The organism is Nonomuraea sp. NPDC049784, from assembly GCF_040659615.1.
Lineage (GTDB): Bacteria > Actinomycetota > Actinomycetes > Streptosporangiales > Streptosporangiaceae > Nonomuraea.
The window spans coordinates 1-8,406 of the sequence record NZ_JBFAMX010000458.1 but is presented as its reverse complement, the minus strand read 5'-3'; the positions used below and the strand labels follow the sequence as shown (position 1 = coordinate 8,406).

The 8,406-nt window shown below is 69.9% G+C and carries 9 protein-coding genes; 5 read left to right on the top strand and 4 right to left on the bottom strand.

Annotated features, from left to right (window positions below; genetic code table 11):
- The 3 genes from AB0J09_RS47725 to rox form a co-directional block, all read right to left on the bottom strand.
- The coding region (locus AB0J09_RS47725) for a phosphotransferase (RefSeq protein WP_360707016.1) at positions 1-303 on the bottom strand (303 nt) is incomplete at its 3' end.
- 84 nt (positions 304-387) lie between these two features.
- Complete coding sequence (locus AB0J09_RS47720; RefSeq protein ID WP_360707013.1) at positions 388-645, bottom strand: hypothetical protein; 258 nt, start codon at positions 643-645, stop codon at positions 388-390.
- Between the two features lie 322 nt (positions 646-967).
- Positions 968-2,392, bottom strand: coding sequence for a rifampin monooxygenase (rox, locus tag AB0J09_RS47715; protein WP_360707019.1), 1,425 nt, complete (start codon positions 2,390-2,392; stop codon positions 968-970).
- Positions 2,393-3,246: 854 nt separating this feature from the next.
- Between rox and AB0J09_RS47710 the strand changes: the two genes are divergently transcribed.
- From AB0J09_RS47710 to AB0J09_RS47700, 3 genes are all read left to right on the top strand, one after another.
- Positions 3,247-3,834 (top strand): hypothetical protein, encoded by a 588-nt coding sequence (locus tag AB0J09_RS47710; protein ID WP_360707010.1) that lies wholly within the window; start codon positions 3,247-3,249, stop codon positions 3,832-3,834.
- Positions 3,835-3,937: 103 nt separating this feature from the next.
- Positions 3,938-5,491 (top strand): hypothetical protein, encoded by a 1,554-nt coding sequence (locus AB0J09_RS47705; protein WP_360707007.1) that lies wholly within the window; start codon positions 3,938-3,940, stop codon positions 5,489-5,491.
- 18 nt (positions 5,492-5,509) lie between these two features.
- Entirely contained in the window at positions 5,510-6,841 is a 1,332-nt protein-coding gene (locus AB0J09_RS47700; RefSeq protein WP_360707004.1) for a serine hydrolase domain-containing protein, read from the top strand.
- A gap of 37 nt (positions 6,842-6,878) precedes the next feature.
- On the opposite strand, the gene AB0J09_RS47695 is transcribed toward AB0J09_RS47700, so the two are convergent.
- On the bottom strand, positions 6,879-7,376 hold the full coding sequence (locus tag AB0J09_RS47695; protein ID WP_360707001.1) for an FBP domain-containing protein: 498 nt from the start codon (positions 7,374-7,376) through the stop codon (positions 6,879-6,881).
- Positions 7,377-7,451: 75 nt separating this feature from the next.
- On the opposite strand from AB0J09_RS47695, the gene AB0J09_RS47690 reads away from it, so the two are divergent.
- Both AB0J09_RS47690 and AB0J09_RS47685 read left to right on the top strand, forming a co-directional pair.
- On the top strand, positions 7,452-8,021 hold the full coding sequence (locus tag AB0J09_RS47690) for a TetR/AcrR family transcriptional regulator (RefSeq protein ID WP_360706999.1): 570 nt from the start codon (positions 7,452-7,454) through the stop codon (positions 8,019-8,021).
- A gap of 104 nt (positions 8,022-8,125) precedes the next feature.
- A partial coding sequence (locus AB0J09_RS47685) for an SRPBCC family protein (protein ID WP_360706997.1) occupies positions 8,126-8,406 on the top strand: 281 nt, incomplete at its 3' end.

The window sequence follows — 8,406 nt, the reverse complement described above, 5'->3', positions numbered from 1 at the left end:
CGTCCGGCAGCAGAGTCCAGGCGGCGGCGAGGTCGACGGCCGGATCGCCGGCGAACAGGGCCCGAAGTCGATCACGCCGCAGATGGTGCCGTCCGCGGTGAGGATGTTGGCCGGATGCAGGTCGCCGTGGAGCCATAGCGCCGGGCCGTCCCAGCCGGGCGCGGCGGCGGCGTCGTCCCAGACCGCGCGGACGGCGTCCGGGTCGGGGATGAGCCCCAGCTCGGTGGCCGAGGCGAGCTGCTGGGCGACCCACTCGGAGGAACCGGCCAGCGGCCCTCCGCGGCCCTGGCCGGCGGTGTCCACCTCCTTCGGGGGCGGGTTGGTGAAGAGCGGCCAGGAAGGCGGCCAGGGCGTCGGCCGCCCGTATTCTCCCCCGGTTCAAGGCTTTCAGAGCAGGAGATCCAGGGTTTCGGGCGCTTCCCAGGCCGTCAGACGCCGGTCAGGGTCGGTTTCCTCCTGGGCGCACTGATTGATCAGATCGGCGAGGGCTTTCCGGTCCTGCTCGGGGAGGTCCTGCAGGAGGGCGATCACCGGCTCGAGCACCTCCATCGTGGCCTCGGGCGTGATGGCGTCGTCGTCACTGAGATCCAGCCTGATGACGATCTCCGTGAGGGCTCTGGCAAGGGTGCGTTCGAGCGGGGTCATGATGGGGCTCCTTGGCCGGTCGTTGGGCGTGCGGCGTGTCCGGGACGGCTGCCTTGACGCGATGACGGTCCCGACCAGCCCAGCCCGATCGACTGAGACTTCCGCCCATTCAAGGGTCCGCGCCGTCGCGCGGACGTCTGCGCCGATCCACCCCGCGGTGCTCTTCCGCCGTCTTCCGGTCGTCACTCGGAGGCTAACCCTCCTCGCAGGCCGACCCTGGCGCCAGAGCACCACGGCTGATGCTGCTTCCAGCCTTCCGATGGTCAGTCGCTGCTGGCCGTTCCGATCCTTCTCACGGGCCTTTTCGGTTGCTCAGGCGAAATCAGTTGGCGGGCTTGCCGAACCAGCGCGAGAGGTGGTCGTCCAGGTCCTGCTGATCGTCGCCGATCCAGGCGACGTGGCCGTCGGGGCGTAGCAGGACGCACGGGACATCCAGTTCCGCAGCGGGGTCCGCGAGGTAATCGACCCGGTCTGACCAGCCGCCGACGGTCAGGCGTTCGGTGCGGTCCAGCAGCAGGCCGCGGCCGCGATGCAGCAGACCGTAGAGGTGGCCCTGTTTCACGTCGATGTCGCGCAGGCGGCGGCCGAGCAGGTCGGGGCCTTCGCCGAAGTCGTAGCGGATGCCGATCGCGGTGATCTTCTCGATCAGATAGCGGTTCACCTCGTCGAAGTCCATCAGTTCGGTGAGCAGCCTGCGCACGGCCTGCGGGCCCGGTTCGGCGGACAGCAGTTCCATCTGGGCGCGGGTGTTGTCCAGCACGTCCTCGGCGACCGGATGACGTTCGGCCTGGTAGGTGTCCAGCAGTGTTCCCGGGGCCCAGCCGCGGATCTGTGCGGCCAGTTTCCAGCCGAGGTTGAATGCGTCCTGAACGCCCAGGTTGAGGCCCTGTCCGCCGGTGGGTGGATGGATGTGTGCCGCATCGCCGGCCAGCAGCACCCGCCCGACCCGATAACGTTCGGCCAGCCGGGTGGCATCCCCGAAGCGGGACATCCAGCGCGGGGAGTGCACGCCGAAATCGGTTCCGGCGATGGCGCGCAACTGTTGTTTGAAATCCTCGAGGGTGGGCGGTTCCGCGCGGTCGCTGACTCCCGCGGCGGGGACTACGACGCTATATGCCCCTTCGCCGAAGGGCCTGAGCCAGAATGGCTTAGTGGTCTCGTGGATTTCGGTCACCTTGGCGGCGATCTCTTCCTGCGGCACGCCCACTTTCATCTCGCCCATCAGCGTGTCGGTCCGTGAGGGCTCGCCGGGGAAGCCGACGCCGAGCAGTTTGCGCACCGTACTGCGCGCGCCGTCACAGCCGATGAGGTAGCGCGAACGCAGCTGTTCCCTGTCGGACAGCTCGACGGTCACACCCTCGTCGTCCTGCTCGAAACCGGCGACCGCGCAACCGCGCCGGACCTGCGCACCCAGTTCGATCGCATGCTCTTCGAGCAGCCGTTCGATGACCGGCTGCGGGATGCCCAGCAGATAGGCGTACGCGGAATCCAGGCCCTTGGGCGCGGGTTTGGGGATGGCGGCGAAGAAACCGGCGGCCGGACGCTGTCTTCCGTGTTCGAGAATGCGCTCCAGCAGTCCGCGCATTGCCATCAGCTCGAGACTGCGAATATGCAGACCGACTATGCGGACGAACGACTTGGGCTCGGTTTCCTTCTCCAGAACGAGTACCCGCACATCGTGTAGCCGTAGTTCGGCGGCCAGCATCGCACCGGTCGGCCCGCACCCGGCAATGATCACATCGAAGATGAGGGGCGCGCGATCGGCGCCGGAGGCCTGCGACCAGAGAACTCCGGGGATGTCGCCCACCGTGGAGTCACGCTCGACCCTGTCGTTCGGCGGCGGCTCGGCGGTGAACTGCGGAGAGTGCATAGGTGTTGCCTTTCGGGAGTGCCTTGTTGGCGAGGCGCTCCCGGCGACACCTACGTCAATCGCCCGGCCGTGACGGGAAGGGGGAGCACCCACATCGATACAGCGTTCATGGGTCTCACCTCCTCGGGCGGTGTCACGGTCAACTGGAAGCTACAAGCCCGAGCATCATCCCGTCCAGTCCTTTCCCAGCCACGTGATCACGACTCCGAACGGGCCCGTACGTTGCAGGGCGAATCCAGCGTGGCGGCCCGGCTGGTCCCGGTCACGGTCGACGGTCTGATCCTGGCTGCCCCCGAGGCGGACCGGATCTCGGTAGGTGCTGCCCTGATGAGGTTCGCTCGTGGCCACTACGCGAACTGGTCGTAGGCGAGCTTGACGACCAGCGCGATGACGACGCACAGCAAGACGCCGAGCAAAGCATCCCGCCCGCCCGGACGCGATGATCGAGCGAACAGGACGACGGCGGCCTGGCCGAACTGGCCTGGCCCTGATGGTCACGGTTGCGTGTATTACCGTACGGATCCAGGCGATCACTCTTGGCGATCTTATGTTGCGATCCCGGATCTGGGCGGCTTACCCTGAACCAGGCGTTGATCCACCGCCCAACCTCCTTCAGCCCTCCCGGCGGGGCTGCTCGGTGGAGGCAAAGGGGACTGATCCTCGGATCCTGATCATCTGCTCTTTCACGGGCTCTTCGCCGGGGGACGAGCCCGTGGTCGCCGAGGGTCAGGATGACAGCGAACAAGAACTTCAAGCGGCGCGTACGTGAACGCGCCCGGCGTACCGGGGAGTCCTACACTGCTGCCCTCCTCCACCTCCGGCGCATCGACGCCAAGGAGCACATCGTGCAGTGGCAGCGTTTCGTCAAGCCCGAGTTCGGCTACGCCATCCACGTCCCACAGGGGTGGGACGAGCGGCCGCCCAACCTGAAGAACAGCCCGTGGGAGACCGCCCGGTACGGCGACCGCTCCGATAGACGGCACAGCATCATTGTCTTCCGCCCGGCGTTCCACCGCCCGCAGACGACGGCGACGGAGGCGGCGGAGATGGCCCGGCACTCGCTCGAAGCCGCCGGGTTCTCGGAGTTCGAACTGACGGAGGCCGAGGTCGCGGGCATCACCGGCGCGCGGCTCACCTTCGCCAAACACGACGCGGGACGGATCTGGGCCGTGAGCGAGTACTTCGTCGTACGCGACGACGTGCGGTTCGTGGTGGGATGCGGATCGGCGGTCCCGGAGGAGGACGAGTCCCTCTTCACCGCCATCGCCCGGCAGTTCGAGATCCTGCCTGAGGCCGCGCAGCCCACACCCGCCGAATGAGTCTCCAGCGCCCCACCGCTGGCGGGGCGCTAACGCCGTGCCGTCCCATCCCGATAACGCCACAGCGGCCTTTTGCCGGCCACCCGCGCCCAGGAGACAGCACATGAGCGACGAGGTACGCGTCACGATCGAAGCCGTCCCCCGCGCGGGCCTGACCGCGCAGCAACTGCGCCAAGCGGTGGCCGAGCACCCCGAGGTGCTGGCCGCGCTGGAGGTCGCTGACCCGGCCAGGCTCACCGTGGCCTTCGCGCCCGGCCTGGGCCACGACCCCGGCGAGAACGCGCCGTTCCAGGCCACTGTGTTCGACCCGGTCGGCAACCGCGCCGTCGAGCTGCGCGGCACCCTCGACCGGCCCGAACGCGCCGAGCTGCGGCCCAGCGCCCACCGGCCGCCGCCCAGCCGCGAGGAACTCGTGGCCGCCGCCGCGATCCTGCGCGCCGACCCCCGCTTCCCCACCGGCGAAGACGTGGTCGTCTACCGGCCCATGCCGCCGCTGGCCGACCTGGAAAACCCCGACGGCACCACCGTGCGCCGCCCCACCCTCGGGGTGTACACGCCGGGCGAGCCCACCGGGCTGCGCCACCGCATCGTCGCCGTCGACCTCGCCGGCCGCGCCGTCGACTGGACACCGGCCGGCGTCAACGTGCGCATGCACGCCGACTGCGAGCACAGCGTCCCCGAAGGCGTCGACGCGCTGACCGACCACGGCGGCCCCGACCAGGTGCGGGTACGGGTCCACCGCGGCGCCACCGAGCTGTGGAACCTGCTGGTCGTACGGCCGCGCGCCTCGGCACCGCAGAACCCGGGCGTGGGCGGCGGCGTCGAACTGCGCGAGGTCCGCTACCGCGGCCGGCTCGTGCTGCGCCAGGCCCACGTACCCGTCCTCAACGTCGAATACGAGGAAGGCACCACCTTCCGCGACGACGCCAGCTTCGAAACCCGCTTCAACGCCGTCGGCACCGACCCGGTCGGCTGGGGCTGGCGGTTGTGCGAACGCCCGCCCCGTACCATCCTGGAACGCCCCTCCACCGACGCCGGCAACTTTCAGGGCGTGGCCTTCCACCACGACGGCCAGGAGCTGCGGATCGTCAGCGAGCTGGCCGCCGGCTGGTACCGCTACGCCAGCGACTGGCGCCTGGGCGACAACGGCGACATCAGCCCGCGCTTCGGGTTCGCGGCCACCGCCAACCCCATGACCTGCCTGGTGCACCGCCACCACGCCTACTGGCGGCTCGACTTCGACATCGACGGGGCCGGCAACGACGTCATCGAACAGATCGACGACACCGGCTCCATCATCCCCGAACCCGTGCCGATCATCCGCGAGACCAGCCGCAAACGCCGCCACCCCGCCCTCTACTGGCAGGTACGCGACAAGGCCTCCGGCCGCGGCTACCAGATCCACCCCGGCCCCTTCGACGCGACCGCCGACGCCTACGGCGTATCCGACCTGTGGTTCCTGCGCCACCACCCGCGCGAGCTCGACGACGGCAACCCCGGCCCGCGCGACCGCGCCGCCATCAACCGCTTCCTCAACGGCGAGAGCCTGAACGGCGCCAACGTCGTCGTCTGGTATGCCGGCCACTACTACCACGACCAGGCACACCCCCAGCCGCACCAGGGCGAGCTGATCGGCCCGCGGCTGGTGCTCATCTAACCGCTACTCTTGTCGCCCATGAGTCAGGTGGGAGATGCGACGGCGCGCGCCCTGCTGCGCAGGCTGGCCGTCGAACAGGCCGAATGCAGAGTGCCGTCGCTGACGGCGGCGATCGTGCGCGACGGGCGGCCGGCGTGGTTCGGCGGGCGCGGCCGGGTGGACGGCGCGCCGCCGACCCCCGCCACCCAGTACCGGATCGGATCGATCACCAAGAGCATGGTCGCCGTCGTGGTCATGCGGCTGCGCGACGAGGGCGCGCTACGGCTGTCCGACACGCTGGAGGAGCACCTTCCGGGCACACCGCTGGGCCACCTGACCATCGCCCAGCTGCTGTCGCACACTGCGGGACTGACCGCCGAACCGCCCACCGCCTGGTGGGAGCGCACCCCCGGCGTCCCCGTCGCCGACCTGCTCGAACGCCTGGGGCCCGGCGAGCTCAAGCACCGGCCGGGGCGGCGCTTCCACTACTCCAACGTCGGCTTCGCCCTGCTCGGCGAGCTCGTCGCCCGCGCCCGCGGCACCACCTGGCTCAAGGCGCTGCAGGCCGAGGTGCTCGAGCCCCTCGGCATGAACGACACCACCGCCCGGCCGCGCGCCCCGCATGCCACCGGCTACGCCGTCCACCCGTACGCCGATGTCGTGCTGGCCGAGCCCGAGCACGACGCCGACGCGATGGGGCCGGCCGGGCAGCTGTGGTCGACGCCGCACGACCTGGGGCGGTGGGCGGCGTTCGTCGGCGGCGAGACCGGCGACGTGCTGAGCCCGGACACCCTCGCGGAGATGCGCGAGCCGGCCGGCGTGGACGACGGGGACGCCTGGACCGGCGGCTTCGGGCTCGGCCTGCAGCTGGCCCGGGTCTCGGGGCGGCGCCTGGCGGGCCACAGCGGGTCGATGCCGGGATTCCTGGCTACCGTGTGGGCCGATCCCGCCGACGGAGTCGGGGTGCTGTTCATGGCCAACACCACCTCGGGGATGAGCGGCACGCTGCTGACCGACCTGCTGGACATCCTGCAGGAGTACGAGCCGCGCCTGCCGCACGAATGGCAGCCGCTCGCTGCCGATCCCGATCTGCTGGCGCTGACCGGGCTGTGGCATTGGGGGCCCAAGCCGTACACGCTGCGGCTGCTGCCCGAACGCGGGCTGTCGCTGGAGCCGGTCGGGGGCGGCGGGCGGGCCTCGCGGTTCGTGGCCCAGCCCGACGGGACGTGGCTGGGGCTGGACGGCTACTACGCCGGCGAGACGCTGCGGGTGGCGGCCGACCATCTGGACCTCAACACGTTCATCTTCACCCGCACCCCGTACGAGCCGGGCGCGCCGGTGCCGGGCGGAGTCACCGACTGGCACGCCTGAACGGCGATCACGAACGAGGCAGGTGAACGCCAGGCTGTCATCCGGCCACCTTGTCCAGAAAGGTCGACAGGTTGGCCTGCGTACGGGCGGCCTTCTCCGCCGGGGTGAGGGACTCGTCGATGACTCCGTCCCCTGGTGCCTCCTTCTTCCCGCGTACGTACAAGGAACATGCCAGGTCGGTGCAGAGATACTGCCCGACCGAGTTGCCCTGGCGGCCGGCCTCGCCGGTCCGGCGCGCGGTCATCAGCGCTACGCCGCCACTGGTGTGTGTGGTCAGGCACAGCGAGCACATGCTGCGTGAGGTGAAACCTCGCGACGCGCTGGAGGTCACCCGCAGCGCGATCCCGACGAGGCCGCCATCGCGTTCGGCCACCAGGTAGGCGCGTTCGGGCGCACCTGGATCTCGCCATCCGAGGAAGTCGAGGTCTTCCCAGGGGCTGTCGGTGAAGTCTTTGGGGAGGTTGAGACGCTTGGTCTCTCCTTTGGAGCAGTTGATGAATGACGCGCGGATGTCGCGCTCGGTGACGGGTCTCATGAGCGGGGAGGCTAGCTCTGCTTAAGGGTATTATGCAAATAATTAAAGCCTGTAAGTTGGGGAGAGGGACGGCACATGGCACGCGCGGGGTTGACCGCGGAGCGCCTGACCCGGGCGGCGGCGGACCTGGCCGACGAGATCGGCTTTCAGAACGTGACCGTCTCGGCGCTCGCGCGCGCATTCGGCGTCAAGCCCGCCGCCCTGTACGCTCACGTCAAGGACGCGCAGGACCTGCGGGAAAGAGTGGCTGAGCTGGCCCTGACCGAGCTCGCCGACAGGGCCGGCGCCGCGCTGGCCGGCCGCGCGGGCAAGGACGCGCTGGTGGCCTTCGCCAACACCTACCGGGACTACGCGAAGGAGCATCCGGGCAGGTACGCCGCGATGCAGATCGATCTCGACCCGGAGGCGGCGGCCGCCGGCGCGGCACGCCGCCACGCGGAGATGACCCGGGCGATACTGCGCGGTTATGAACTGCCGGACCCCGACCAGACGGATGCGGTACGGCTGCTGGGCGGCGCACTCCACGGATATGTGTCTCTGGAGACGGCGGGCCTGTTCCACCACCACCCGCGCGACGTGGACACTTCGTGGTCCAGAGCGCTGGACGCACTCGACGTCGTTCTCAGACACTGGCCGCCCGCCTGAGGTCCCGCCAGGGCCGCCTGCCATAATCGCCGCAGCGCCGGCGTACGGCGGAAACGATGGAGGAGCCCTGTGCCGCTGACCTCGCAGCCGCCCCGGGGGTCCGAGTGAGGCCCGTGTACGTGGCCGCCGCCGTCCACGTACCGGCACCGCCGGAACAGGTGTTCGCGCTGGTCACCGACTGGGACCGGCACCGGGAGTGGATGTTCATGACCGATGCCCGGCAGGTGGGCGAGCACGCCGTCGAGGCATACACCGGGGTGCGGCCGTTCGGGTTCCTGGACACGATGACGATCACCCGCTGGGAGCCGCCGTCGCTGGTGCGGGTCGTCCACACCGGCCGTGTGGTGCGCGGCGAGGGCGTCATCCGGGTACGGGCGCAAGACGG